Source organism: Streptomyces humidus (genome assembly GCF_014649655.1).
GTDB lineage: Bacteria > Actinomycetota > Actinomycetes > Streptomycetales > Streptomycetaceae > Streptomyces > Streptomyces humidus.
In genome coordinates this window covers 1-26,222 of the sequence record NZ_BMTL01000010.1, presented here as the reverse complement: position 1 = coordinate 26,222, position 26,222 = coordinate 1, and the positions used below count along the sequence as shown (strand labels likewise).

Here is a 26,222-nt window from a genome sequence, read left to right as displayed (position 1 = left end):
TGGTGGTTCAGCGGGTGGCCCTTCAGACGCCCGGCACTGTCGGAACTCTGGACTCTCCTCGGGTGCCCTGCATCTGATGGAAACAACGACTGGAATCAGGACAGAATTCCCCACCCGCACCCCGAATTTTCTGATCATGCAGTACCCTGTCGGACCACCTGGGAGGCATGATGCCGTCGGAACGTACAGAGGTGCAGGTCAGGCCAGGAGTCGAGGCCGATCTCGACGCGCTCACGAGCCTTTACAACCACTACGTACGCGAGACGGCCATCACATTCGACACGGTGGCCTTCACAGCGGAAGAGCGACGTCCTTGGCTGCTCTCCCACCTTGAAGACGGGCCGTACCGCCTGATGGTTGCCACAGAAGCGGACTCACAGGACATCCCGGGGACCTCACAGGAAATCCTGGGTTACGCCACATCCAGCCCCTACCGGCCGAAGGCGGCCTACTCCACCTCGGTGGAGGTGACGGTGTACGTCGCCGCGCACGCGGGCCGGCGCGGCATCGGCACGCTCCTCTACCAGGCACTGTTCGACGCGCTGGCCGGCGAGGACCTGCACCGGGCCTACGCGGGCATCGCCCAGCCGAACGAAGCGTCCGCGCGGCTGCACGAACGCTTCGGTTTCCGGCCCGTGGGCACGTACCGCGAGGTGGGCCGCAAGTTCGGCCGCTACTGGGACGTGGCCTGGTACGAGAAGGAGCTGTAGCTCCCGCCGGCCCGTCCGGGACGATCAGCCGAACTGCACCGACCGCTTGGCCAACCCCATCCAGAAGCCGTCGATCACGGACTTCTGGGCGTCCAGCTCGCCGGACGCCTCCGCCGCGCCCATGGTCACGAAGAGCGGGGCGAAGTGCTCGGTGCGCGGGTGGGCGTACCGGCCGGCCGGCGCTTTGCGCAGGAAGTCGAGCAGGCCGTCCCAGTCACGGGTCTCCAGCGCGCGCCGCCCCCAGTCGTCGAACTCGGACGACCAGGTCGGCACTCCCCCGCCCGGGTGCCGCAGTGCGGCCAGGTTGTGGGTGAAGAACCCGGAGCCGACGATGAGGACGCCCTCGTCGCGCAGCGGCGCGAGCCTGCGGCCGATCTCCATCAGCCTCACGGGGTCGAGGGTCGGCATGGAGACCTGCAGGACCGGGATGTCGGCGGCCGGGAACATCTCGACGAGCGGGACGTAGGCGCCGTGGTCGAGGCCGCGGTCGGGGATGTCCTGCACGGGAGTGCCCGGGGCGCGCAGCAGCTTGCGCACGCTCTCGGCGAGCTCGGGTGCGCCGGGGGCGTCGTACTTCACCGTGTAGTAGTGCTCGGGGAAGCCCCAGAAGTCGTAGACCAGGGGGACGGGGTCGACGGCGCCGAGGGCCAGCGGGGCCTCCTCCCAGTGGGCGGACACCATGAGGATCGCCTTGGGCCGGGGCAGCCCGGCGGACCAGGCGGCGAGTTCCCCGGGCCAGACCGGGTCGTCCGCGAGCGGCGGAGCGCCGTGACTGAGGTAGAGCGCGGGCATGCGCTCCTGGGGACGGGAGCGCTCCTGGGTTGCGGCGGACATGACGGCGACTCCTTCCGGGACCTCGGCCCCTGGTTTCCGGTACTGCGCTTCCCTCCCGGCACTCCGTCCGGGCTTTTCACGGAGTTCCGGACGATCCCGGGCGCCCCGAGCACTCCGCGCACTCCGGGCCCTACGGGCACTCCAGGTGCCCGGGTGCACCGAGCGGCCCGACACACTCGCACGGTTACTCGTGTAGTTGATTGAAATCTAAAACGTCAACGGACCCGAGCATATTCCGTTTTGGTTTAAATTTCAAGGAGAGGCCGTTTACAGTGGGACGATGAAGACGGCATCCCCATCCGCTGAAGAGCCCCGCTGGCTCACCGCCGAGGAGCAGCTCATCTGGCGCTCCTACGTACACGCCACCACCCTGCTGGAGGACCACATGGACCGCCAGCTCCAGCGGGACGCGGGTATGCCGCACGTCTACTACGGCCTTCTGGTCAAGCTCGCCGAGTCCCCGCAGCGGCGACTGCGGATGACCGAGCTGGCCAAGCACGCGAAGATCACCCGCTCCCGCCTCTCGCACGCCATAGCCCGGCTGGAGAAGAACGGCTGGGTGCGCCGGGAGGACTGCCCCTCCGACAAGCGCGGCCAGTTCGCCGTGCTGACCGACGAGGGACTGGAGATGCTCAGGCGGGCCGCACCGGGCCACGTGAGCGTCGTCCGCAACGCCGTGTTCGACCGGCTCAGCCCGGAACAGCAGAAGTCCCTCGGCGAGATCATGCAGATCGTCGCCGAGGGACTCCAGCCCGACGAAGCGGGGGCGGACCTGCCCTGGCTGCGCTAGGGCGTGTTTCGAAAGTCCCGTCTGCCCGGCTGCCGAACCGCTGCCCGTGCCGCCCGGACAGACCCCGGAGAGGTCCGGGCGGCACGGGCGGTGTGGGCAGCGCGGGCAGTGTGGGCGGCACTGGCGGTGCGGCCCGCACTGCCCTCGCGGCCTACGTCCCCTTCCCCGTGAAGCCCTGCCGGGCGAGGCCACGCGGGTCGTGCGGCCTCCCCCGGCGGACCGGGACCGTGCGGGTCAGTGGACCATCACCGGGACGGCGTCCTCGGCGTCCTTCGCCCCCGAGCCCGCGACCGCGCCCATGTCCGGCTTGCCGGCGTTGACGAGGGTCAGGGCGATCGTGGCGGCCGCGACCAGGATGCCCACGGCGAACCAGATGGCGCTGGTGTAGCCGTGCACCATGCCCTCCAGCTGCACAAGCTGCTGCTGCGGCTTGGAGGCGGCGCCCGCCATGTGGTCCTTGATGTACGACGTCGTCGCGGACGCGGCGATCGTGTTCAGCAGGGCGGTGCCGATCGCGCCGCCCACCTGCTGCGAGGTGTTGACCATCGCGGAGGCGACCCCGGCGTCCCGCGGCTCGATGCCGTACGTGGCCAGTGACATGGCCGGCATGAACGCCGTACCCATACCGAGGCCGAGCAGCAGCATCGCCGGCATCAGCACGGCCGCGTAGGAGGAGTCGATCTCCAGCCGGGTCAGCAGCAGCATGCCGAGCGCGGCGACCAGGAAGCCGGGACCCATCAGCAGACGCGGGGCGACCCGCGTCATCAGACGGGTGCCGATCTGGGTGGAGCCGGTGATCATGCCCGCGATCATCGGGAGGAAGGCGAAACCGGTCTTGACCGGCGTGTAGCCCTTCACGACCTGAAGGTAGTAGGTCAGGAAGAGGAACAGGCCGAACATCGAGATGATCGCGAGGCCGAGGGAGAGGTAGATCCCGCCGCGGTTGCGCTCGGTGATCACGCGCAGGGGCAGCAGCGGGGCCTTGACCTTGGACTCGACGACGACGAAGGCGGCCAGCAGGACGGCGGACGCGACGAACATGCCGACGGTCACGGAGTCGCTCCAGCCCTCGGACTCGGCGCGGGTGAAGCCGTAGACCAGGGAGACCAGGCCGAGGGTGGACAGGATGACGCCCGGGATGTCGAGAGCGGAGCGGTTGCGGCCGCCCTCGGGCTCACGGATGACGAAGTAGGCGCCGGCCGCGGCGATGATCGCGAACGGGATGTTCACGAAGAACGTCCAGCGCCAGTCCAGGTACTCGGTGAGGAAACCGCCGAGGATCAGGCCCACGGCGCCGCCGCCGCCGGCGATCGCGCCGTAGATGCCGAAGGCCTTGGCGCGCTCCTTGGCGTCCGTGAACATCACGGCGAGCAGGGAGAGCGCGGCGGGCGCGAGCAGTGCGCCGAACGCGCCCTGCAGTGCGCGGGCGCCGAACATCATCGCCTCGTTGGCGGCCGCGCCGCCGAGCGCGGAGGCCGCGGCGAAGCCGCCGAGGCCGACGACGAAGGCGCGCTTGCGGCCCCACAGGTCGGCTATGCGGCCGCCGAAGAGCAGCAGACCGCCGAAGGCGAGGGCGTAGGCGGTGACGATCCACTGCCGGTTGCCGTCGGAGATGCCGAGGTCCAGCTGGGCCGAGGGCATCGCGATGTTCACGATGGTCGCGTCGAGGACGACCATCAGCTGGGCGAGGGCGATGAAGGCCAGCGCTTTCCAGCGGTTGGCGTCCGGGACGCCTGCCCTGCCGGGGGCCGGGGCCTTCTGGGCTGTTTCAGACATGGGGATACCCGCTTCGGTACTTCGTGACGGAAAAAGACGGAGATAACGGCAGACGGAGACAACGGCAGAGAGGACTACGAAAGATCGTGAAGGAGTGCGAAGGGACTCCGATGGGCTCCGAGGAGCCGCGAAGAGGTGGGAAGGATGGGAAGGGGTGGGTCAGGCGACAGAAGACGCCGAACCCAGGTGGTGCGGTGGCATGACGGACGGCGGGGCGGCGGCTCGTCCTCGCTGACGGCCGACGCACTCGACGTGGGTGGTGACTGCTGCTGTTCCGCGAACTAATCGCTCAGGGACCAGCCGCTCAGCACTGGCGCAGATCCTCCAAGGTCACGGCGGCCCCCGGGAGCACGGACGGAGCCGGAGCCCGCAGCCCGTCCAGGAACAGCTGCAGGTGGCGGTGGACGAAGCGGTCGACGCTCAGACAGGCGGTGCCGGCCGGGGGCCGGCTGAGCTGGGCCACCACGATCATCAGGTCGCCCACGCCGACGTCGGGCCTGAGCTGCCCGGCCGCCTTCGCGCGGTCCATGACCTCCTCGATGATCCGCTCGACTCGTTCGCGGGCGGCTTCGAGGTCGGGGTGGTGCTCGTCGAACGTGCTGGAGACCATCGGGCACAGCGCGCTGATCCGCTCGTCGGCGGCCGCGTGCACGAATCGCTCCAGCGCCCCGAACGCGTCGCCGGTCTCGGCGAGGGCGACCTGTCCGGCCTGGACCGTACGGTCCAGCACCGAGCAGACGACCTCACGGACCAGCGCGTCCCGGTCGGGGAAGTTGCGGTACACCGTGGCGTTGCCGACGCCGGCCCGGCGAGCGATCTCGTCGAGCGGCACCTCGGGGCCGAACTCGGTGAACATCTCGCGGGCGGCGCTGACGATCCGCTCCCGGTTGCGCAGGGCGTCGGCGCGGGGCCGGGTCGCCTTGCGCTCTACGGGAATCGCGGTCGCGGTCTGCACGGCGTACTCCTGACTGAGGCTCTGAGTCCGGCTCGCGAAGCACCCGGCCGGAAACGAATCCGGCCGACGGCGAGTCCGACTCGGGACGGGGATGCGATCCGGGGAGTGAGTCCCCGTTTCGCTCGGACACAGTGCTAAACGGGGAAGGCGTCCCCGGTTATTTCCCGGATCCAGAACTTTTTGGATGTGACCTGAATCACGCACCCCTGAGCGGACAGAACGCCCCGAAACAGGGCGTGCGACCTGCCACCCGCCCACTCGCTCGCCTGCCCCCGCCCGTTCACTGGTCCGTCCGCCCGTCGGTCCGCCCATCGCCCGTCAGGGCACGGCAGGCCGAGAGACCGGGCCGGGCGGGAAGGCCGGGAGACCGGGCCGGGCAGGAAGGCCGGAAGGCCGGGCCGGGCGGGGCCGGAGAACGGGCCGGGGCGGCCCCGCAATGGCCGTACCGGTCGGTAATCCACGATCGGTCTCCTCCAGCGCGCGCCCCCGGACGGCGCGGCAGAGGGTGAACGAAAGGGTGCAGCCGGTGACCGGTGGCTGCCTGGAGCGGAAAGGCCCCTGCATGCAGCCGCAGCCCGTGCGCACCGCCGGGGCCCTGAGCCGCCGGATATGCCCGCGCCGCGTCGCCGCCTTCGCCTCGGTCACGGTCCTGACCCTGGCGGTCAGCACCTCGGCGGGCACAGGCCACCGCCTGCCGCTGCCCGGCTCGACGACGGCCGGCGCGGGCCCCGTCGCACTGGCCCGCTCCTCCGCCCTCGCCCCTTGCATGATCAACCCCGGCACGGCCGTCCAGATGTCCGAAGGCCTGCCCACCCCGGGCGGGTACTCCCGCTCCACCGGCACCGTCCGCGCCCTCACCCTGATGATCGACTTCTCGGACGCACCGGGCCGGGGCAACGCCCTCAGCCGCTACCGCGAGTTCTTCCCGCAGACCGAGGAGTGGTTCCGCACGGCGTCCTACGGCCGCCTCGACTACCGCGCCGAGGCGCCGATCCGGCACTGGCTGCGCATGCCCAAGCCGTTTCACGCTTACGGCATAGAGCGCGGCGCGCCCTTCGACCCCGGTTACCGCGAGCTCGTCCAGGACATCGTGACCGCCGCCGACCCGACCGTCGACTTCCGCGCGTACGACCTCCTGAACGTGCTGGTCACCCCCAACGCCGGGCCCTCCGCCCTGGACACGGTCCTGTCGGTGACATTCGCCGGCAACGTGGAGGCGCCGGTCGCCGACGGGGTCACGGTGGCGAACGCGTCCTTCGTCTACTCACGTCAGGACGACGGATCGGGCTCCTACGACCGCACCGGCTACCGGGTCCTCCCGCACGAGAACGGCCACGTCTTCGGCCTGCCCGACCTCTACACCCAGGAGGGCGGAGGCGCCGTGGGGCACTGGGACATCATGAGCGAGGACTGGGGGGCCAACAACGACCTGCTCGGCTGGCACAAGTGGAAACTGGGCTGGCTGGACGCCGCCCAGGTCTCCTGCGCGGCGACACCGGGCACCAGGGAGTACACCCTGACCCCCCTCTCGCGCCCGGGCGGCCCGAAACTGGTCTTCGTCCCGACCGGCGGCCGCACCGGCTACGCCGTCGAACTGCGCACCCGCGGCGGCAACGACGAGAACGTGTGCCGGCCCGGCATCCTGGTCTACAAGGTCAACGCCGACGTCGACACCGGCATGGGCCCGGTGACCGTCTACGACTCCCGCACCGACAGCGGCGGTTGCACCCGCAGCCCCAACGTCCACGCGGAACTCTCCGACGCCCCCTTCACCCCGGGCGAGACGTTCAAGGACCCCAGGAGAGGCATCAGCATCACGGTCGACGCGGTGGACCCGCGGGGCGACTACCGGGTACGGGTGACGCGCAGATAACCCCACCCCGCGAGCCCGCCACCCCGCCGCCCGGTTCCTCCCGGCGGCGCCCCGTTACGGTGTCCACGAGATCCACGAGCTTCACGGAATCGACGAGATCCGCGCGATGGCCGAGATCCACGCGATGAACGCGCTGGACACGATCCACGCGATCCACGCGATCGACGACCCCATGAGCCCGGCGGGTCCACCGGAACGAAGAGGTCCACGAGGTCACGACGGGGAGCACAAGCCGCCCATGCCACTGCCCGACCCCGCCCCGGCGCCGCCCGCCGAGGCCGTAGCCCCGCTGATGCGCGGCGTCGCCGTACTGCACCGGCTCACGGAGGCGAACGGCGTGCTGAGCCTGAGCGCACTCGAACGCGCCACGGGCCTGGCGCGCTCCACCGTGGACCGGATCGTCGCCACCCTCGCCCGTATGGGATACGTCCGTCTGGACGGCCGGGACGCCACCCTGACACCGCGCGTGATGGAGCTGGGCAACGCCTACCTGGCCGCGCTGCGCCTGCCCGCCCTGCTGTCCGGGCGGGCGGACGCGCTGGCCGACGAACTCGACGAGTCCGTGTCCCTGGCGGTCGCCGACCGCGACGGCATCCGCTTCGTCCACCAGGCGACCCGCCGCCGCGCGATGTCCCTGAGCTTCCGCATCGGCGACCTGCTCCCGGCCGAACGCACCGCGCCCGGGCCGCTGTTCGCGACGGAGTGGACGACCGGGGAGTGGCGGACCTGGCGCGCCCGCCGACAGCGGGACCCGCAGAACCGGGGCTTCCCCACCGTCCCGCCCGCCCAGGAACCGCCTGGTGGGACAGCGGCGCCCGACGACTTCGAACGAAGGACGACGGAAGCCGCCCGCGCGGGTTACGCCCTGGACGACCAACTGATCGAACCCGGCCTGGTGGCCGTCTCCGTCCCCGTACGGGATCCCCGCACCGCCCGGATCGCGTGCGTGGCGAGCGTCGTCAGCCACACCAGCCGCCACACCGCGGCCGACCTGCGCGACACACTGCTCCCCCGTCTGCGGACGGCCGTCGCGACGATGGAGGAGGACCTGCGCCAGGCTCCGCCCGCCGAACCCGGCCCGACGCGCTCCGGTCTGGCGATCTGGACGGGAGCGTCGAAGCAGGAACTGGGCCGCGAGTTCGTCGAGTCGCTGGCCCGCGGCCTGACCGTCCTGACGGCGTTCGGCGAGGGCAGGGCCGAACTGACCCTGACGGAGGTCGCGAAGGCGACCGGCCTGGCGAGGGCGACGGCCCGCCGCGCGCTGATCACCTACGAGCACCTGGGCCTGCTGACCTCGGCCGGCGCCGCGGGCGAGGGACCCGCGCACCGCGCCTTCGCCCTCACCCCCCGCGTCCTCTCCCTCGGCTTCCCGCCGCTCTCCCGCACGTCCCTCCCCCAGATCGCGATCCCGCATCTGAGGGCTCTGACGGACGACATCCAGGAGACGACGTCCCTGGCCGTCCTGACCGAATCGGGCGACGAGATCCAGTACACGGCCCGGGCACTCGCGCACCACGTCATGAGCGTGGACGTACGGCTGGGCGCGCGGCTCCCGGCCGGCAGGACGACGACAGGACGGCTGCTGCTGGAGACGACCCCGGCCCCGGCCACTCCCACAGCCCCGGCCGACCCTGCCCCTGCCCTTCCCCCCGCCCCCTACACGGTGACGGACGAGGAGCTGGAGCAGGGCGTGCGCGCGATCGCGGTCCCGATCCACGACCGCACGGGCCGGGTGATCGCCGCCCTGAACGCGGCCACCCACGTCGCCCGCCGCACCACCGAGGAGTGCGTCCGCGACATACTCCCCGCCCTGAGATCAACCGCCTCCCGCATCGAGACGGACCTCCACACAGCGGCCCGCTTCACCCGCGTCCCCCTGACCTGACCCCGCACCCCCACCGCCCCACACCCCAGTTGCTCACCCGGACGAGCCGAAGGCGGTGGCTGCGTTCTCGCCGCCCCAGCCGGTCGGGCTGCGCCAGATGACATTGACGCCGAAGACGCCGCGAACCGTGTCCACGGACCAGTCGTCGGCGGGCGGTTCGGAGAGAACGAGGTAGAGACCGTCGGCCGGCGTGGGCAGCGTGTGGTTGATCTCGAGCAGTCGGGTCGCACCCGAGCGGAGGTCCGCGTAGGTCGAACGGTCCGCGCCCAGGGCCTCGTAGAGGAAGAGGCCGTGTCCGGTGGCGCAACTGACGTCCACCACAGGCGAGTCGGTCGGCTGGAGGTCCGCCCAGAGGAGTGATGCCTTCAGCGCGTGACGAACCGCCTCGTGCTTCTTGCACGCGCGGTCGGCGCCGGCGGCCGCCTCCAGGGCGCGCAGGAAGCCGTCCTTCGTGGTCGCAGCCGGTGTCGCGACGGGGTCCGCAGTGGTCATCTGCACTTCTTCCTTCTGATCGGGTTGCGTCGGGGCGACGGGGACCGCGCCGTCGGAGTCCGGTGTCGTCACCGTGTCGAAGCGCGCCCGGAGCCGTCGCCGCGCTTCGGCGAGGGTTCCCGCCCAGCCGGAATCCGCCAGCCCCGCCGCGAACCGGTCCTGGTCGAAAGTGCCGTCCTTGAGCGCACGGTTGGTCGTCGCGGCGAGGTCGCGAAGCACTCCGAGTCGTTCTCTGTCCGGATCGCCGAACAGGTGAAGCACACTGACCCAGTCGGCCTGGTCCCGGCGGAGGATGCGATTGGCCATGCCCTGGAGTTCGGAGAGACGACCGCGGGCGTCGGGGACTTCGCCGTCGCTCTCGGTCAGTTCTCCGAGCACGTCCAGTGCCGCGAGGTAGCGCCCCGCCATCCGCTCCGAAACGGGCGACCGACCGCGCTGGTCGGCGGTGAGCACCGTCTGGGTCGTCTCGTTGGCGAACACCCAGCAGTCCAGCTTGGCGCCCCGCAGCGGGGGAACCGATCCATGGCGGACGGTGAGGACGAGCGGTCGGTCGATCACCGGCGACAACGGCTTGACCTTGTAGCGACCGCCCGGGGCCCGGCCCACGACCTCGACCCGGACGTCGGTCCCGATCCGGGGAAGGCTTCCGGCTCTGACTCCCGCTCCCTCCGGCCGGGCATCCGGCGCCGTCGGCTGCGCGTCGGACGCGGCAGCCTGCACGTCGGACGCGGGCGGCTGCACGTCGGACGCGGCCGCCTGCGCATCGGCCGCCGTCGACTGCGTATCGGCCGCCGTCGGTGCCTGGGCGTCCCCGGAGTCGGTGAGCGCCGTCGGCAGCGGGGCGGTGTGCAGGACGGTCAGACTCTGGGTGCTGCGGGTGAGGGCCACGTACAACTGGCGCAGCCCGGCGGGTCCGCGGTCGGCGATCGTCGCGGGCTCGACGACCAGGACGTGGTCGTACTCCATGCCCTTGACCTGGGCCGCGGCCAGCACGGAGACCGCCTCGCGGTTCCGCTCGCCGAGGTCGTCGTCCTCGGCGAGCCTGCGGCTGATGGCGTCCAGCCAGTCCGAGTCGTCGGGAACGATGACGGCCACCGAGCGGGGGGTGCTGCCGTCGCTGGTGTCCATGAGCCGGGCCACGTGGACGACGATGTCGTCGAGCAGCTTCCACGGCTCGGTCGCCACGGTCCGTACGGCGTCCGCTCCCGCCTCCCGGACAGCCTGCGGGTACGGCAGGCCCGGCGCGATCGTCCGTGCGAGAGGGGCGACGAACTCCATGATCTCGGCGGGCACGCGGTAGCTGGTGGTGAGCTGGGCCACGCTCCAGTCACCGTGGTCGGAGAGAAGGGTGCCGAGCAGGTCCCAGCTCGTCGGGATGTGGGCGCCCGTCGCCTGCGCGAGGTCGCCCAGGACGGTCATGGAGCCGCCGGCGGCGGAGCGCCGTCGCAGGGAGCGTGCCTGCATGGGCGTGAGGTCCTGGGCCTCGTCGACGACGATGTGGCCGTACCGCGGTGGGGTGTCACCGCTGATCAGCACGCGGAGCTCTTCCAGGCAGACGCGGTCTTCGAGGGTCCACGGATCGGCGTCGGCACTCGCCGCGCGGGCCCGCAGCAGGGTCGCCTGCTCGTCCTCCTCGAGGACGCCGTCGGCGCATTCCCGCAGGAGGTCGGCCGAGTCGTAGAGGCTGCGCAGGGCCTCCCGAGGACCGGGGGACGGCCAGACGCGTTCGACGAGGCGCTCGACCCGGCGGTTGCGTTCCAGGTCGCGGCGGATGGTGCCGGCCTGCCCGCGGCGCGGCGCGATGTCGGCGAGTTCCTGGAGGAGCCGGTCGACGAAGAGGCCGCGGAAACGGTCGCGCCGTTCCCGGAAGGGCCCCTCGCCGGTATGGGCCCGGTCGAGGAGGGCGAGGACCTCGGACTTCGGCACGCGGAGGGTCGTGCTGCCGGCGGTGACGAGGATCGCGGGCTCGTCGCCCTCGAAGGAGGGTGCGACGGTGAGGGCCTCGAGAGCCGCGGGGCGGTAGTCGCTCTCGACGCGGCGCCGCAGCACGGCCGCCATGCGTCTGTCCGACTTCACGAGGCGCGCCTTCGGGGAGTCCGCGCCGAGGATCTCGCCCTCCCACAGACGGTCCAGCTGGACGGCGTTGACGTCCCGGGTGCCGAGGGTGGGCAGGACGTGTCCGACATAGTCGAGAAACCGCTGGTGGGGACCGATGACGAGGATGTCCTGGGCCTTGAAGTGCTCGTTGTTGACGAGCCAGGTGACCCGGTGGAGACCGACCGCCGACTTGCCGGTACCGGGGCCGCCCTGCACGACGAGGATGTCCGAGGGCGAGCCGGTGACCAGCTCCATCTGGTCACGGCGGATGGTCTCGACGATGTCCCGCATCCGACCGCCACGCGACCGCTGGAGCTCCCGCAGCAGGAAGTCGTCCGGCTGGAGCGCCTTGCGCCGACGGCGTCGAGAGGCATCGCCGGGGACGGGGGCCGGCAGAGGCTCCGGGGCGGGGGCGGGGGCCGTGTCCCTCTCCTCCGCTCCGCCGTCGTCGTCGGCGGCCCGACGGGGCTCGGGCACGACGGCAGGCTCGGGGGCGACCGCCGTCTCGGGGGCGACCGCAGGCACGGGAACGGGCGCGGCAGCGGGCGCGGGCGTGGGCACGGGGGCGGGCGTCGGCAGGGAGATCTCGTCGAAGTAGCTCTCGACGATCCGCCGTACGCAGCGAAGCTGCCGGCGCAGGACCACCTCGCCCGGGTTCTCGGGCCGGGTCTCGATCCACTTCTTCGCCAGGGGGCTGGTCCACAGCAGGACCACCGGCTCGTGCGCCGCGTCGTGCACACCGCGGCGCCCGATGTACCAGGGACGGGGGTCAGCGCCCCGGTCCTCCGGCGCGTCGATGCGGGAGAAGACCAGCGCCTCGTCGCCGAGCCCTCCGTAGGCCTCCGCACGAGCCTCCGCCTCGGCCCGGTTGGCGATCCCGTCCTTGCCGCTCGCCGATGCGGTGGCGGCCGAAGTTCCGCTCAGTTCAGCCAGTTTGGCGGTGTAGCAGTCGTACGCGTGATCCACCGCCCGCTGCTCGCCGGCGAGGATCTCGTCCCGAGTGCTGGTGCTCATGTGCGTCCTCCCTGCGGTGCCGGGGGACACCGCCACGGGCATGTGCCCGTACCCCGCTGACACAACTATCAGAAACCGGACGGTGACGAACAGTCATTGGTTGCTGCGCCCGACCCGAACAGTGACGACGAGACGGACGACGGCGAGGAGGCGTAACCGCGCGCCCGTACAGTCGCAGGCGGTCCGGCCCCAAAGTCACCACCCATGACTCCGGGGCCGGACCGCCTTGGGCATGAGACTCAGCCAGGCCACCGGGTGAGCACGGGTCAGACGATGCTGAACAGATCGGGTACCCGCCAGGGCGCTGATCGGCCTGCGGGCTGCCGCCTCGCCCCACCGCTTCGCGGCGGTCGTGGTCCGCTCACAGAGCGCGCGGCTCGATGCCGGTGCCCTCGACCGCCTCGGCGAACTCGGCGTCGCATCGCTCCCTGCCGACCTCATGCCGGGTGGATGAGGCGACTTTCGTAGGCGAAGATCACGGCCTGTATCCGGTCGCGGAGTTCGAGCTTTTGCAGGATGCGCCCCAGATGGGACTTCACGGTCGCCTCCGCCAGGTACAGGGTGGCCGCGATCTCGGTGTTGGACAGCCCGCGGCCCACCTTGACGAGCACCTCGCGCTCGCGGGCGCTGAGCCGGCTCAGCCGCTCGTCGCGGTCGGCGCTGCTGCCGTCGGGGATGTGCGGGCGGAGGTTCTCCAGCAGGCGGCGGGTGACGCGCGGGGAGACCACCGCGTCGCCCGCGGCCACGCTGCGTATCGCGGTGAGCAGTTCCTCGGGCCTGGCGTTCTTCAGCAGGAAGCCCGAGGCTCCGGCTTTGAGTCCGGCGAACGCGTACTCGTCGAGATCGAAGGTGGTGAGGATCAGCACTCTGCTCCGCGGGGAGATCCGGATGACCTGCCGGGTCGCCTCGATCCCGTCGGTCCCGGGCATCCGGACGTCCATGAGGACGACATCGGGGCGCAACTCCCGGGCGAGGCGTACCGCCTGGATGCCGTCTGCAGCTTCGCCGACCGGCGCCATGTCGGGCTGAGTCTCCAGGACCGTGCCGAAGGCCATACGGAGCAGCGCTTCGTCGTCGGCGATCAGGATGCGGATCGTCATGCGGACGCCGCTTTGCCGCTGCCGAGGGCGAGGCGGGTGTGAACTCCCCAGCCGCCGCCCGGGAGCGGTCCGGCCCGCAACGTCCCCCCGTAGGCGGCCGCGCGCTCGCGCATGCCGTGAATGCCGTGGCCGGACGGTGTGGCGCCGGGAAGCGGCGAGCAGGGGCCGCTGTCCGTGACGTCCACTGTGACGGTCTCGGGTGAGCACCGTATCCGGACCTTCGCGTGTGTGCCGGTGGGTGTGTGCTTGAGGGTGTTGGTCAAGGCTTCCTGTACCAGGCGGTAGACGGTCAGCTGTGCGGTGGCGGGTATGTGGGTGTGGCCGCCCTGGATCTCGACGCGGGCCGGCAGCCCGGCGGCGCACATCTGGTCGGCGAGGGTCCGTAGTTGTGCGATGCCGGGCAGCGGATGGCGCTCCGCGTCCGGTTCGTCGGTCCGCAGGACGTCCAGGGAGCGCCGCATGTCGGTCAGGGCCTGCCTGCCCGTCTCGGAGATCTGGAGCATCGCGGTGGTGGCCTTGTCGGGCGAGCGGTGCTGCGCGTAGACGGCGGCGTCGGTGAGCGCGACCATGACGGACAGGTTGTGGGTGACGATGTCGTGCATCTCCCGGGTGATACGTGTCCTCTCCTCGGCGACGGCCAGTCGCGCCTGCTGGTCCTGTTGTTGCTCCAGTCGTGCGGCCCGTTCCTCCAGGGCCGCGAGGTAGGCGCGCGTGGTCCGCACATTCACACCCAGGACGGCGGCGGCGACGACCATCGCCGTCACCGCGACGAAGGGGGTCAGGAACGCGCCTTCCGTCGCCCAGCGCAGACAGGCCAGCAGGGCCCCGCCCTCCACGATGGCACCGGCGACAAACGTGCCGCGCCGCCCCGACTTCGCGGCCACCGTGTAGAGAGCCACCAGCAAGGCGATGTCCGCCGGCAGTTGGACGCCCGTCAGCCACTGGACGAAGGCCGCGGCTGCCACGGCGCCGAACACCGTGAGCGGGGCCCGGCGCCGCCACACCAGGGGCAGTGCGAGGGCGGCGGTGAGGGCCAGGGTCACCGGGAGCTCTTGCGGCGCGCGCGTGGTCACGATGTGGAGCAGGAGCAGCGCCGGCAACACCGAGTCCCGCACCACGGGCGGCAGCCGAAGGCCCCGGCGCCGGGCGGCACTCACCAGTCGCCCCGCTCGCACAGAAGCCAGGCCGGCGTACCTCGTCAGCCGTACGGCTGTCCTCGCCCGCGGCACCCGATCCCGGTCCTGGTGGCGCATCGGGTGGGCGCTGCCGGTTTCCGCGACCGCCTCGGTCATCACACGTCCCTGTCGTTCGGCGTCATCGTGGTCCCGGCCGGGGCCGCCACCGCGTACAGCCGGAGCCGGGTCGGGTACGGGGAGCGCAAGACCGGCGCTGCCCGTACGCACCGCGGCCCTGTCACGGTAGGCCGTGGTCCAGTGGAACGCGTGAGCCCACCGTCTGAAGGAATCGCACCGAAGTACGACCACAGGAGGAGCCCGGCTACCCCCCACGGTCGCAAGGCCGCTCACATGGGCATGCCTCGGATTGCGACTCCGGCTGTACGCGGTGGCGACCCGAGGGCGATGTGGCAGCGTGTGCCCCGCGCCGAGCATGGCCGGGTGACCGAGAACATCATGGGACTGCACATGTCCCTTCTGGAAGTCCTTGTCCTGCTGGGTGCCGTCGCGCTGGTGGTGGCGCGCTGGCTTCCCCCTGCCGTCCGCCCGGGCGTCTCCATCGCGGCGGGGGCAGTGTTCGTGCTGTCCGTGATCGTGCTGAGCGTAGTGGGGATCCGCTGGCAGCTGCTGCCAGTACTGGCAGGCGCTGCCGTCGCGTTGCCGTTCGCCCTCTCTCCCCTGCTGCGACGCCGTACCGGCCGGCCGTCGTGGCGGGCCCGGTGGTGGCTGGCCTTGCCCGGCTCGGTGGCCTGCGTCGGCCTGATCGCCACGGGTCCGGTGGCCGCCTGGGCCTTTCCCGTACCAGTGTTCCCCGAGCCGTCGGGCCGTTTCGCGGTCGGCACCCGCGTGGTGCAGTGGACCGACCCACGCCGCCCCGAGACCTTCACCGCCGATCCGCACGACCGGCGCACGGTCGTGGTCCAGCTCTGGTATCCCGCGCAGAAGAGCCCCGCAGGCGCGCAGCGGGCCCGGTACCTCGGCCGCACGGAGCACGAGGCGCGCACCGTCTCCGACGCCCTCGCCCGCGCGGTCGGCCTGCCTGGCTTCCTGGTCGACGGGATCCCACGTGCCCACACCCGTTCGGTCTTCAACGCCCCGGTGGCCGACAGGGGTGGACGGTTCCCGGTCGTGCTGTTCTCTCCGGGATCGGGCGGAGTGCGCACCCAGAACACCGCCTGGGCGGAGGAACTGGCCAGCCACGGTTATGTGGTCGCCGCCCTCGACCACCCGTACGACTCCGCCGCCGTCGTCCTCGCCGACGGCCGAACGATTCACACCAAGACCACCTCCACCGGCGACCGGGACAAGGACGACAAGCTGGCGGTCGGCTGGACGACTGTTCGGGGCGCCGACCTCCGCTTCGTCCTCACTCAGCTGGACCGTCTGGGCCGAGGTGAGATCGCCGGCCCGCTGACCGGACGCCTGGACACCGGCCGGGTCGCGGTCACCGGCCACTCCATGGGTGGTGCCGCCGCCCTGCAGGCGGCCCGGCAGGACCGCCGGTTCGACGCCGTCATCGATCTGGACGGCTACCCCCACGGCCCCGCCTCCCCCTCCCTCCACCAGCCGACGCTCGCGCTCACCCAGGCCATCACCCCCGCAACCGACCCGCAGTACCTACCCCGCCTCACCAAGGCCCTCGAGTGCGACACCGCGACTAGTTACCGGCTCACCATCCCCGGCGCCGCACACCTCACCTTCATGGACGGCCCCCTCTACCTGCCGCCTGTGCCCTCGATAGTCGGCTCCCTGGGCCGCACCGAGAGCGCCCGCGTCGTCGCCGCAACCACTCTCGCCTTCCTGGACACCACTCTGCGGCACCAATCCGGTGACCTGCCCGGCGTTCTGTCGGCCTACGGCGACCTCAGCGTCTACCGCCCGGCCGACAACCGCTGATCAGCTGTGCGACGGCAGCCGACGGCACGGCCCCCGTCCCCTTCTCAGCCGGAGCGCAGTCCGCGGTGCCGCCCCCGCCGCAGGCAGGCAGGCCGAGCGTCGTACGCAGCGGGCCGGCCAGCGTGCAGGTCCGGGAGACCGGGTCAACACTGTCCCCTGAGGCTGGGCTTCTCTCCCGCTTCCAGCACAGCACCGGGTTCACTGGCCAGTACCAGTTGGGTGATGACGTGACCGTCAATGGTGCGGACCTTGACACGGTACAAGCCTGGCACGCTGACAGTGGCCCTGGCTCTGATATGGCCATCACCCCAGTTCAGTTTGAGAGCCTGTGAGTTCTGACCGGCGACGTCGACCATTTCGCACCGGAGCCCTGCCAAGGAATCCACACCGCTGAGCATGATGTTCCAAGGAGTTCCCACTTCTACGAGATCGGGGACGTCCAGCCCGCAGCCGGGCGCGCCCTGAGGCGGGCCAAGGTGTTCGTCGTCCCGCAGTATTTCTGCGACAGCCTTGAGCGCGACGCGATCGGAGGCAATGGCTCCATGCTGTAGCGGAAGTGGTGTGACAGCGGGTCCTACTGCTGCGGAATCCTTGTAGACGGTGCCGTCGCCTTTGACGTCGTAAAATCTCAGGCTGCCACGCGGGTCCCGAATGAAGTCGCCACTGCTGTGCTGGCGAACACCATGGTGATGCGGGTGGACGACGCCGTCACGGATGGTGAGGCTCTGCATGGTGGCCTGGTTGGTGCCGGCCACGGCCCAGTGCCCGGGCAGCATGACGTTGGCTTGCTTCGCGTGAAAGGTGTCCGCTGCCTGTGCGAGTTCGGCGTTACCACCGATGCGTGTCACGTCGTCAGGGGTAAGGCGACGGATGTTGTTTCCCTCGATGAGGCAGGTGTACTGCGGCAGAAGGTCGTGAAGACCAGGCATCGTTGCTGAGATGGACTGCAGTTGCCGGTGCGGGAGCGGGACTGGGGCGCCGCGTCCGGTGTTCAGGATCGCGGTTGCTTTCACCGCGCCGTAGAAGGGCGTGCCAAGGGTGAGTACGGCGCGGGTGTCGTCGGCCAGGTCGCTGTCGTGCGTGGCATCGAGGGCGGCTCGGGTGACCAGACCTCCCATGGAGTGGGCCACGAAAACGAGGCGTGCGGGCCGCTCGTCGACACGGTTGCGCCGCGCCTCGTCGTGTGCGGAATGGAGGCGCCAGGCGGTCAGGTGGCGGCGGGCGGCCTCAGCCAAGAGGTGGCCGTTCACGGCGACGGGCAGGCGCCAGTCGTAGGCGAACTCCAGGATCGCGGCCGGATCGGCGACGCAGTCGCGGACAGCGCTGATCAGGTTCGTATAAGGCTCGAATCCCTGGAGGTAGGGAGTCCAGGACGAGTGGCGCATCAGCTGAGTGGCCTTGACCCGGGTGGTCTTGCCTTCCAGTTCCTCCGGAGTCAGGCGCAGCGGTTCGAGCCCTCTGGGTCGGGTCCAAGCCCTCAGGAGCCATGACACGCCGGACAGGCCCCAGACGGTCTTCTGGGTGACGGTGTCGTAGAGCTCGCTGCCCATGATGCCCGGAACGATGACGACAGCGTCCTGGGTGATGTCGGCAGTCACAGCCGATGCGCCGGCGAAGGACTTCGCAGATTCTGACCCGTGGCGATGCATGGCTGTGAACAATAGAGAACATGCAGGGGGAGCACGGGGAGATCGGCTCAGTCGAGCAGGCCAACCCGTCAAAGAGTGCAGAGGGCGCGGCGCTGGCCTCCGGCTCACTGGTCATCGTGACGGTGGAGGACGGGGACCCCGAGTTCACCAAGGCCGTCGAGGAACAGCTGTCGGTGGTGACCGCGTGGTGGGAACCCGGGCCGGCCCCGGGGGAGGGGTTCGTGCAGACCGTCCTGCGTGCGCCGGAAGAACGTCACGACGTGGAGCACTTCCTGTACACCTCCGGCATCCGGGAGGCGGCAGAGGACGAGGCGCTGGTCCTGTACATCACGTCACACGGCGCCGTCGGTACGTCCACCAGGCACTTTCTGCTCCTGCCAAGCACTGATACCGATCGGCTGCCGGCGACGGGTATGCCGACGAACGAGGTCGTCATCGCCGCTCTCGACTCGCGAGCCCGTCATGTACTGGTGATCGTCAACGCTTGCGAGGCGGAAGGCATCGACGCGGAGCTGAGGGCCCTGGCCCGTGATCTTGCCCGGCCCGGGACGCGGGAGAGGACGCTGAACGTGGTGGCGACGACATCGACCCGTTCCCCGGTACTGGGCCGCGAGTTCGCCGTCGTCCTGCGCAGGGCCTTCGAGTGGCTTCAGGACGCAGCCGGGATCGCCCGTGCGCACCTGTCGATCTCCGAGTTCATCCAGGCCCTGGAGCAGGCCACTGAGCGACTCAACGAAGAACGGGGTCTCTCGCTCGCGGGTCCCCGACCGGTCCTCCAGGGCAAGCTCGGCGCGCCGATCCCCACTCTGCCCAACCCCGGCTACCGGCCCAAGCCTCAGGTGGTCACCCAAGCCAGAGAGGAGGTCGCGGCCACGCCGGAGGAACTGGAGTACTGGCTGGACCGTGCCAGCGGCCGGGCCGGCAGCGACGATCCCGGCTGGTACTTCTCCGGCCGCCAGGAACTCAACCGCGAACTGGCGGGTTTCGTCACAGGTCCTGCCGGCGTGCTCATCGTGACGGGCACCGCCGCCAGTGGGAAATCCGCGGTACTGGCCCGGGCGGTGACCCTCAGCGACTCCGCCTTCCGAGCGTCCCCCCGCTACGCGGAGGCAGTGAGCAAGGTCCCGGCGGACAGCGTTCCGGACGAGGGATCCATCCATGTAGCGGTGTCCGCCCGGAACCGCGGGCCGCTGAGTCTGATCGAGGCCGTCGGCAGCCGACTGGGCTGTGAGCAGGACCGCGCCCGGCCTGCGACAGACGCCCTGCGCCAATGGCAAGAAGGACTGCGCACGTTCTTCACGACTTTCCGGGAAGGCACGGTCACGGTGGTCGTCGACGGCCTCGACGAATCCCCGGACGCCGTCGCCTGCATCCGGGATGTTCTCGTGCCCCTCGCCGCCTGCGCCGGTGGGCCCGACACCGCGAGCCCCGACACTGCGAGCGGGGTCCCCGTTCCTGCGCAGGCCGCCGGCTCTCCGTCGTCCGTGAGGCCCCCCGCTCACCGGGGTCTGCGTCTGTTGCTCGGCGTCCGCAGTTCCAGCCCCGGTACCCCGGAAGCGGCCGCCGCCACCGGCATGCGAGGGCTGTTACAGGAACTCCTGGAGGCCTTTCCCGCAGCGCGGGTGGTGCGTACGGACGGTGAGGGGATGCAGGCGGACATCGCCGCTTATGCCGCTGCTCTGCTGGCCGGGGCGGCCTGGTGTGACGACCCGGCCGTGGTCGCCTCGGCGGCAGAGCGTGTGGCGCGCCGTGTGGGTCGGTCCTTCCTCGACGCGCGCTTGGCCTCCGAACAACTTCGCCGCGCCGACGGAGCCACGCTGCTCGGCGACCCGCTCTGGCTCTCCCAGCTCGACCGGGGCACGGCAGGCCTGTTCGAGCAGGACCTCGACCAGGTCACCGATGACGGACTGATCAGGGAGGAGGCGCTCGCGCTGCTACGCGCCACCGCTTTCGGACTGGGCCGGGGGATTCCCTGGGCCCAGGTGTGGCCGGCCGTGGCCTCCGAGCTGCTGCAGGCCCGCCTCGATCACGCCGACGAGAAGATCCGGCGGCTCCTGGGAGGCCGGCTCGCCGGGTATCTCACGCACGACATCGAGGATGACCACGTGGTGTACCGGCCCGCCCACGAGCAACTCGCAGCCCTGCTGCGCCGCTGGCCTCAGGAGACGAGGAGGGCCTCGGATGAATCCGGATGACCCGCAGAGGGACATTCGTGCCGCCGAGCAGCAGGCTCATGCGCGCATCGCGGCCGCACTGGCGCGTCTGGTCGGTCCTGACGCGGTGAGCGTTCCCCACCCCTATCTGAGCCGCTATCTGGCTCACCATGCCGCGCTCGGTGGGGCATTGGACGACAGCCGTGTGCCGCCCGGTCTGCTGCCGTGGGTCGTCGGCGACGGGGTCCGGGGACTTCTCGGCCTCCCGCAGGCGCATCGCGCGGACCGTGCCTGGCTCACCGCATGGGCTGCGGTCGAGCCCTACGTCCAGGATGCGGATCATCCCTCCCGGTGCACCAGTCTGCATCTCGCCTACACGGCGTTGCGGTTTCCCGGCGTTCCCCGTCAGCGTCTCCCTCAGGAGGCCGCGGAATTCGCCGGCTCCCGACTGTGCGTCCTCTGGTCACGATGGACGCCCCCGTCCAATGTGCTCGCGACACTCAGCCGTCGCAGTCTGTCGCTGGCCACGACCGAAGGACCCGGTGGCGCAGAACTGCTGGCCGTGGGCAACGAGGGGGGCGGCATCGAGCTGCTCGACGCGGTCACCGGCGCACCTGTCGGGGACCGGATTCCCGCACACGACGGCGACGTACGGTGCCTGTTCTTCGCGGCGTGCTCCACCGGCGGCGGAGCGCTCGTCTCGGGCAGCACCGACGGCACGGTCCGCGTCTGGGACACGACCCGGGGAACGCTGCTCGACCACAGGACGTTCGGGGGGCGTACCTGGACCTCTGCCGTGACCGGATACCGCGACGACGCGGGGACGTTGACCGTGGCAGCGATCAACGGAGACGGCGCGGTGAAACTCTGGCGCGATGACTCGGAGGAACACCACCTGGCCGACTTGAGCCCTCACCCGTCGGAAGGAGCCGCATTCGCGCTGACCCTGGCCGTCGGCCCCGGGGGCCGGCAGCTGCTGATCGGTGTCGGCCGCACCCTGAGCATCTGGGACGCCGCAGATCACCGGTTGCTGCACGAGTACCCCGTCGACGCTCCCGTCAGGTCCCTGACCGACACCACAGTGCCCGGCCGGATCGCCACCGGCCACACCGACGGCTCCATCACGCTGTGGGACACGGCCTCAGGGGCCCAGGCCACCCTCACAGGAGAGGGAGAGCCCGTCACCGCCCTGGTGGCGCTCCGTGTCGACGGCCTGGACCTCCTCGCCGCAGCAGGCTCAGGGTCAGCGATCGACCTGTGGGACACGGGAGCCGAAAGGCGGACCGGTCAGCTCACCGGGCACACGGACACAGTGACCGCGCTGCGCCCGTTCTCAGCCGACGGCACGGACCGGCTCGCCTCCACAGCCCGGGACAACACCGTCCGGCTGTGGGACACACGTGCCATCCGTCGTGCGCTTCGGGGCAGCGTCACCACGCCCGCCGTCGTCACTGCGGCAATCACTCCGGACTCCGTCGCCGGACCGCAGCTGGCGGTCAGCTACGCCACCTCACAGACCCAGGTCTGGGACACGCTCAGCGGGTCGAGCACCGGCACGTTCGACAGTGACTCGCAGCGTCCCTCGTCCGCCCTCACCTGGGCACAGGGGAACCAAGGCCGGCATCTGCTCCTCTGGTCGGCTTCCGACCACAGCATCCGGTCCTGGGACCCTGTGCCCGGCACTGCTGTCGGCCCCCCTCTCCAGGGGCACTCCCAGCCGATACGGGCCCTTGCCGCAACGGTGGCCTGCAACGGCCGACGGGTGATCATCAGCAGCGACGACTTCACCGTCCTGCTATGGGACCTGGACAGAGGACGATCGCTGCAGCGGTGGCGACATCCCTACACGGTCCGGACGGTGGCCGCGGCGTCCGACGGCGTCAGCGCGGACTGGTTCGCTTCCGGCAGCGCTGACGGGGCCGTGCGCCTGTGGTCCACCACAGACGAGGCGCCCAGGCACGTCTTCTACTGTTCGCAGGGAATCATCAATGCCGTGGCCATCAACGCGGGTCCCTCACCGTCGTCCCCTTTCCTTGCCAGCGGCGGAGACGACGGCACCGTGCGCCTCTGGGACCTTTCCGCCCTCGCACCCGTCGGCGAGCCCCTTCAAGGGCACACAGGCCCCGTCGAGGCCATCACCACCTGGACGACGACATCCGATGTCCCTCGCCCCTTCGTCGCCAGTTCCTCCCGGGACGGCACGATCCGGTTCTGGGACGTGGCGACCCCGTCGCGCTGCATTCTGCAGTTGGCCACGGGAAGCCCTGTGCACACGCTGTCCGCGTATCCCTCCGGTGAATCCGCCGACACCGTCGTCCTCGCCATGGCGGGAGAGGCCGGGGTCGCCGTTCTCGAGGTGGACTTGGCAGACCGGTCGCCCACGGGTTAGGCCGTGCGCCCCCTTGAATCCTTCGTGCGCCCCTCATGGGATCGGCGGGATCAGCCGCTCTCGCCTTCCCGGCAGCAGAAAATGATCGTTCGGCTGCGTTCAGACGCTTGTGCATCAGGGGCGCGTGCCCGACACCCGTCACCACGCCGAGTGAGAGGCAGATGTCTTGACGGCAGATGGCAAAGGCATGTCCTGAAGAAAGCGCCCGGCTCGCCGCACGCGGTCGAGCACGCCTGCCCGTGCCTCACGTGCGGCGAGCGACCAGCCAGACCTGATGACGACACGCGCAAGTTCGGACCCGAGTGAGGAGCGGCCCATGAGCGACTGCACACCGTTGGAGGTAAGTCTCATACCGGCGCCGGAGCGCGGGGTGTGGCGCCTGGGAAAGGCGAAGAACCCACGCAAGTACAACGAGATCAGCCGGGAGGACGACAGCCGCTCGGGTGGCAACCGGTGGAGCCTGGTGAGCTATGGCACTCTGTACTGCGCCTCTGACCTCGACGGATGCTTCGCCGAGGCGCTGGCGCCCTTCCGCGTGGATCCCGAACTGCGTGAATTCATCGGCGACGACTGGGACGAGCCCTACTTCATGAGTCCTGGCAACCTTCCCCAGGACTGGCGCACCCGGCACACGCTGGTGCGATTACAGCCGGCCAAGGAAGCGCGGTTCCTGGACGTCGACGACGAGCAGACGCTGCGCACGCTGTCGGGGGAGCTCAAGGAGGAGTTGGCGCCGTTCGACATCACCGACCTGACCGCCGAACACGTGCAAGGCACGAACCGCAGGGTGACGCGCCAGATCGCCGCCTGGGCGATCGCACAGCGCGACCCGCAACAGGGGCGTCTGATCCACGGGATCGCCTACCGCTCCCGCTTCGGGATGCGTCAGTGCTGGGCCATCTTCAGCGACGTCGACCTGGAAGAGGCGGAGAGGCAGCCCATCTGGCCGGAGACCGAGGGGCTGCGCAGAGTCGCTGAAGAGTACGGCCTCACCATCCGCTGACGCTGCGAATCCCGCTCTGCATCCCCCACACGCCCACGCCTCGAAACCTCCCTCACTCGCATAGCCCGAACGGAGGAAAACCCCCCGAACCCCGCCTGGCCCCTCAGGCCACCGGATCAGGGGAATGCCCACGTCAGCGACTCAACCACAGTCCCAAAAAACGATCTTGACGAGTTGTCAGGCAACAGAAGTTAGCGCAAAAGTGGTGGAGTTAGGGGTGGATTCTGGGTAGCCTTAACGCATGAACTATTGGGGAGAGACCATGAACACACTCGGCCAACACTTACGAGCAGCGGCCACCGCCGCGCCTTCGATCGTGCTGATACCCCCTGGCGACGCTCAGCAGGCCGGCCAGTTGAGCAACGGACGTCGCAACACGCTCCTGCACAGCCTGCATCCCCTCAGTCAGCCCCGCCCCGGATCCGCCTCCGAGACCGGCATGCAGCGACGCTGACCACGGGCGTCTGACGCCGCCATGAGCCGCAGAGGTCACGCTTCCCCGCGGATCCACTCATCAGAAGCGTCACATCAGCCAGCGGCGCCGAGCCCGCATCTGCACTCCATCGGACGTGCGGCAGGCCGAGTCGTCCGCTATCAAGTCCTGCACCCGTTGCCTGACGCGCGACCAGTCGGCCATCAGCCGAGCGGGCAGTCAGATCACGAGGGAGGAAGTGCCATGGCCACCACAGCCAATGTTCCTGCGGCCGCCAAGAGTGCAGCAAGCGCCGAGCGAGCCCACGTCACCACGGTGCGCATGTCCATCGCGGACATCGCCCGTTTCCTGCAGGACAACCTCGGCCAGCGCCTGACCGCCCGGATCACCAACATCAACGACCCGCGACAGGTCGGCAAGTGGGCTTCGGGTGATTCAGCACCACGCCAGGAAGCCGAAGACCGTCTTCGCGCGGCCCTGCAGGTGTTCCAACTCATCCAGGACGCCGAAAGCCTCTACACAGCACGTGCCTGGATGATCGGGATGAACCCCCAGCTCGAGGACGAAGCCCCTCTTACGGTCATCGCCGAGGGGCGCTTCAAAGACGTCATGGTCGCTGCACGCGCCTACGTCGACGGCGGCTGACCGCCTGCGGCTGGACGCACACGGCAGCGCAGACTCCTGTGCCGCTCCACGTACAAGGCCCTGGAGCGGCACAGCCGACACCTCCGCCTCCATCCGCACCGGCCTGTTCGTCGGCGCCGCCTGCGTACTGGCGCTGATCGGCGTGAGTCTGCTGGTGTCACGGCTGGAGCAGCTGCGCGAGCGCCGCAGACTGCTGTCGTCGCTGATCGCCTTCGGAACCCGGCGCCGCACGCTGCCCCTGTCCGTGCTGCGGCAGACGACGATCCCGATCGGTCTCGGCCCGGAGCTGCCACGGCGGTCGGGCTGACGCTGGGCGCGGTGCCGCTGAAGATGACGGGCAAGTCGGTGGGCGTGGACTGGGCGAGCGTACTGTCGATGACCGGCATCGCCATCGCCGTCGTCCTGCTGGTGACCGTGCTCAGCCTGCCACCACTGCTGCGGCTGATGCGCCCGGACAGCCTGCGCACCGAGTGAGCCATACGCCCCGAAGGCCCCTCTCCACCAGAACCGGCGGCCCACTGTGCTGGATCGTTGGGCGCCGTCCAGCTGGAGCTCGACCACTGCCTGGAGCCCCTGGTGCGCAAGCCTGGCGCCCTGCCCGGGGCGACGGCGCTGGAACAGGCCCGCGCCGCAGGCAAGTTCACCCCGGTCCACGACGCATGGGGGGGGAAGCGGTCCGCAAGGCTCACGGCGACGCTGAGGGAACCCCTGCGCTGATCGAGGTCCTGCTGCTGCACCGGCACATGACGCACGATCACGTGGTGGCCGACATCGCTGCCGCCCTGAAGGCAGATCCGGCAACTGCGCCCGGAACGGACGTTGATGGAAGCCGCCTTCTACGGCATCGGCGTCCTGGCGGCAGACTGTGTACGACGAGAGCACGGGGATGTTCACCGACCTCTGTCCTGATGCGGCGGTGCCGAAGAACGCGGGGCGTGGTGAGCCTGCTGTCCCGCGGCGTCCCGGCGGCCAGGTCGGCGACCACAGTCGTTCGTGTACGGCCGAGACCGACCCCCGCCGGTCGGAGGGGGGCAGTCGGCCGACCGGCGGGGCTCCTTCCGCAGCCCGGCGGATGGTCGACCGCCCACCGCCTCGGCAGGGTTGTCACGGTGACCGAGATCGAAAGCGCCGAGAAGACGCCTCCCCGGCCCTTGCCCTCATCCGGGTCCGACACGGCGAAGGAACGCCCCGCGCCGTTGACGCGGCTGGTAGGGGTGGACCTCGCCCGTGCGCTGGCCGTGTTCGGGATGTTCGCCGTGCACGTCGGCCCCTTTCCCACGCCGGGGGGCGGCGTCGGCGACTGGTTCCTGGAGCTGGCGAGCGGCCGGGCGTCCGCGCTGTTCGCCACCCTCG

At 70.4% G+C, this 26,222-nt stretch carries 18 protein-coding genes and 2 pseudogenes; 13 read left to right on the top strand and 7 right to left on the bottom strand.

Annotated elements, in window-relative coordinates; genetic code table 11:
- Positions 1-170: 170 nt before the first annotated feature.
- Positions 171-710: a GNAT family N-acetyltransferase gene (locus IE239_RS13585; RefSeq protein ID WP_190149538.1), complete on the top strand. Its 540-nt coding sequence runs from the start codon at positions 171-173 to the stop codon at positions 708-710.
- Positions 711-734: 24 nt separating this feature from the next.
- Here IE239_RS13585 and IE239_RS13580 read toward each other — a convergent pair whose 3' ends face one another.
- Positions 735-1,544: a dioxygenase family protein gene (locus IE239_RS13580; RefSeq protein WP_190149537.1), complete on the bottom strand. Its 810-nt coding sequence runs from the start codon at positions 1,542-1,544 to the stop codon at positions 735-737.
- A 280-nt stretch (positions 1,545-1,824) separates the two neighbouring features.
- Here IE239_RS13580 and IE239_RS13575 point away from each other — a divergent pair, with 280 nt between their 5' ends.
- Positions 1,825-2,334: a MarR family winged helix-turn-helix transcriptional regulator gene (locus IE239_RS13575; protein ID WP_190149536.1), complete on the top strand. Its 510-nt coding sequence runs from the start codon at positions 1,825-1,827 to the stop codon at positions 2,332-2,334.
- A gap of 234 nt (positions 2,335-2,568) precedes the next feature.
- Here the strand turns inward: IE239_RS13575 and IE239_RS13570 are convergent, their stop codons facing one another.
- Both IE239_RS13570 and IE239_RS13565 read right to left on the bottom strand, forming a co-directional pair.
- Entirely contained in the window at positions 2,569-4,110 is a 1,542-nt protein-coding gene (locus IE239_RS13570; protein WP_190149535.1) for an MFS transporter, read from the bottom strand.
- A 304-nt stretch (positions 4,111-4,414) separates the two neighbouring features.
- On the bottom strand, positions 4,415-5,065 hold the full coding sequence (locus IE239_RS13565) for a TetR/AcrR family transcriptional regulator (RefSeq protein ID WP_190149534.1): 651 nt from the start codon (positions 5,063-5,065) through the stop codon (positions 4,415-4,417).
- 562 nt (positions 5,066-5,627) lie between these two features.
- On the opposite strand from IE239_RS13565, the gene IE239_RS13560 reads away from it, so the two are divergent.
- Entirely contained in the window at positions 5,628-6,938 is a 1,311-nt protein-coding gene (locus tag IE239_RS13560) for a M6 family metalloprotease domain-containing protein (RefSeq protein WP_190149533.1), read from the top strand.
- A 238-nt stretch (positions 6,939-7,176) separates the two neighbouring features.
- On the top strand, positions 7,177-8,823 hold the full coding sequence (locus IE239_RS13555) for an IclR family transcriptional regulator domain-containing protein (RefSeq protein ID WP_190149722.1): 1,647 nt from the start codon (positions 7,177-7,179) through the stop codon (positions 8,821-8,823).
- A gap of 33 nt (positions 8,824-8,856) precedes the next feature.
- On the opposite strand, the gene IE239_RS13550 is transcribed toward IE239_RS13555, so the two are convergent.
- The 3 genes from IE239_RS13550 to IE239_RS13540 all read right to left on the bottom strand — a co-directional run bounded on the left by IE239_RS13550 (position 8,857) and on the right by IE239_RS13540 (position 14,818).
- Entirely contained in the window at positions 8,857-12,426 is a 3,570-nt protein-coding gene (locus tag IE239_RS13550; RefSeq protein WP_190149532.1) for a HelD family protein, read from the bottom strand.
- A 437-nt stretch (positions 12,427-12,863) separates the two neighbouring features.
- Entirely contained in the window at positions 12,864-13,526 is a 663-nt protein-coding gene (locus IE239_RS13545; RefSeq protein WP_190149531.1) for a response regulator, read from the bottom strand.
- Positions 13,523-14,818, bottom strand: coding sequence for a sensor histidine kinase (locus IE239_RS13540; RefSeq protein ID WP_229878078.1), 1,296 nt, complete (start codon positions 14,816-14,818; stop codon positions 13,523-13,525). The genes IE239_RS13545 and IE239_RS13540 overlap by 4 nt, the downstream gene beginning before the upstream one ends.
- Before the next feature lie 288 nt (positions 14,819-15,106).
- Here IE239_RS13540 and IE239_RS13535 point away from each other — a divergent pair, with 288 nt between their 5' ends.
- On the top strand, positions 15,107-16,597 hold the full coding sequence (locus tag IE239_RS13535; protein WP_190149530.1) for an alpha/beta hydrolase family protein: 1,491 nt from the start codon (positions 15,107-15,109) through the stop codon (positions 16,595-16,597).
- A 143-nt stretch (positions 16,598-16,740) separates the two neighbouring features.
- Here the strand turns inward: IE239_RS13535 and IE239_RS13530 are convergent, their stop codons facing one another.
- A complete protein-coding gene (locus IE239_RS13530; protein WP_229878077.1) occupies positions 16,741-18,246 on the bottom strand; it encodes an alpha/beta hydrolase in 1,506 nt (501 codons plus the stop codon).
- Positions 18,247-18,266: 20 nt separating this feature from the next.
- Here IE239_RS13530 and IE239_RS13525 point away from each other — a divergent pair, with 20 nt between their 5' ends.
- The 8 genes and pseudogenes from IE239_RS13525 to IE239_RS13490 all read left to right on the top strand — a co-directional run.
- Positions 18,267-20,441, top strand: a complete 2,175-nt coding sequence (locus IE239_RS13525) for a hypothetical protein (protein WP_190149529.1) — start codon at positions 18,267-18,269, stop codon at positions 20,439-20,441.
- The gene (locus tag IE239_RS13520) at positions 20,428-22,788 is read left to right on the top strand and encodes a WD40 repeat domain-containing protein (protein ID WP_190149528.1); all 2,361 of its coding nucleotides are present in this window, start codon (positions 20,428-20,430) and stop codon (positions 22,786-22,788) included. Before IE239_RS13525 ends, IE239_RS13520 begins: the two co-directional genes overlap by 14 nt.
- Positions 22,789-23,104: 316 nt before the next feature.
- On the top strand, positions 23,105-23,791 hold the full coding sequence (locus tag IE239_RS13515) for an RES family NAD+ phosphorylase (RefSeq protein ID WP_190149527.1): 687 nt from the start codon (positions 23,105-23,107) through the stop codon (positions 23,789-23,791).
- Between the two features lie 241 nt (positions 23,792-24,032).
- Positions 24,033-24,245 carry a hypothetical protein gene (locus IE239_RS13510; RefSeq protein ID WP_190149526.1) on the top strand — a complete coding sequence of 71 codons (213 nt, stop codon included), beginning with the start codon at positions 24,033-24,035 and terminating at the stop codon, positions 24,243-24,245.
- Between the two features lie 222 nt (positions 24,246-24,467).
- Positions 24,468-24,869 (top strand): XRE family transcriptional regulator, encoded by a 402-nt coding sequence (locus IE239_RS13505; RefSeq protein ID WP_190149525.1) that lies wholly within the window; start codon positions 24,468-24,470, stop codon positions 24,867-24,869.
- 85 nt (positions 24,870-24,954) lie between these two features.
- Positions 24,955-25,343, top strand: a pseudogene (locus IE239_RS13500) (FtsX-like permease family protein); the annotation flags it as partial.
- A gap of 57 nt (positions 25,344-25,400) precedes the next feature.
- Positions 25,401-25,586: a hypothetical protein gene (locus IE239_RS13495; protein WP_373308095.1), complete on the top strand. Its 186-nt coding sequence runs from the start codon at positions 25,401-25,403 to the stop codon at positions 25,584-25,586.
- Positions 25,587-25,978: 392 nt separating this feature from the next.
- Positions 25,979-26,222 (top strand): annotated as a pseudogene (locus IE239_RS13490) (DUF418 domain-containing protein); the annotation flags it as partial.